Genomic DNA, 911 nt, shown 5'->3' with positions numbered 1-911 from the left:
CCCCTCCCCCGGCCCACCAGGCCGCCCCAAGAATGAGAGTTATATTAGAGTGGGAAGATAGGGACTTTTCGCTGTCGCTGACGACAAGAACCCCGCATGGGCGCCGCCGCCGGCAGGGGTGCCGGGGCTGGGGCCCCCGGTACAATGCGGGCATGCACCTGCGCCTGCACCTCACCAGCCCGCTGGGCCACGGCCTCGAGCTCGAGGCCACCGCGGAGGACTACCTCGAGCTGCTGCGCGAGTGGGGGGCCAAGGGCTACCGCCCCGCCCCGCCTCCGCCCGGCGGCTACGTGCTGCCGCTGGCCTGCGCGGGCTGCTTCGACTGGGCCTTCCTGGGCGCCAGGGAGCTCGACAGCGAGACGGTGGAGGCCTTCGGCTTCCGCTGGCGGCGCCGCCACCTCGCGGGCCGGCGCGACCTGCCGGAGGTGGTGAAATTTTCACGCGGGGCCTGGCAGTTCGAGGAGGAGGGCGTGGAGGGCAAGCGCCAGGGCTACGTCACCCTCGTCCGCTTCGAAGGGCCGGGCGACTGCGGGGGGACGTGGTGCCGGGCGGGACAGGGCGGGAGATAAGCGGGGACCGCGATACACGCCCGTGCACGCCGGGGCGGCCGGATCATGAGAGCTGCCCCCCGCCGGCGCAGGACGGCGATGCTACCATGGGGCCATGAGCCTGAGCTGGATCGACCTGCTGATGCTGATGGGGGCGGCCTGGGCGCTCTTCTGCGCCGTGGTCGATCCGCGCAGCCTGCTGAGCGAGCTGCTGGACGACGGGGCCGCCGAGCGCCACGAGGCGCAGACCATGTTCGACAAGGAGGCCGCGGCCCTGCGCCACCCCCACCTGGCGCACGAGATCTCCCCCCGCGGGGTGTGCCCCCTATGATAGGCGTGATGATAGGGGGTATAGCTTGAGCG

Annotated in this window: 2 protein-coding genes; both read left to right on the top strand. The window is 71.9% G+C overall.

The features are described from left to right. Positions 1–152 precede the first annotated feature (152 nt). Complete coding sequence (locus Mrose_RS18450) at positions 153–569, top strand: single-stranded DNA-binding protein (RefSeq protein WP_245970032.1); 417 nt, start codon at positions 153–155, stop codon at positions 567–569. 94 nt (positions 570–663) lie between these two features. Further along, on the top strand, positions 664–879 hold the full coding sequence (locus Mrose_RS18445) for a hypothetical protein (protein ID WP_119280675.1): 216 nt from the start codon (positions 664–666) through the stop codon (positions 877–879). The last annotated feature ends 32 nt before the right edge of the window (positions 880–911 follow it).

Source organism: Calidithermus roseus (genome assembly GCF_003574095.1).
In the GTDB taxonomy this organism is placed as follows: Bacteria; Deinococcota; Deinococci; order Deinococcales; family Thermaceae; genus Calidithermus; species Calidithermus roseus.
The sequence above is the reverse complement of the archived record's forward strand: the minus strand, read 5'-3'. Positions and strand labels throughout refer to the sequence as shown.

Coding starts and splice junctions, on each gene's coding strand:
- Mrose_RS18450 (WP_245970032.1), top strand. CDS start 153: ATGCACCTGCGCCTGCACCTCACCAGCCCGCTGGGCCACGGCCTCGAG.
- Mrose_RS18445 (WP_119280675.1), top strand. CDS start 664: ATGAGCCTGAGCTGGATCGACCTGCTGATGCTGATGGGGGCGGCCTGG.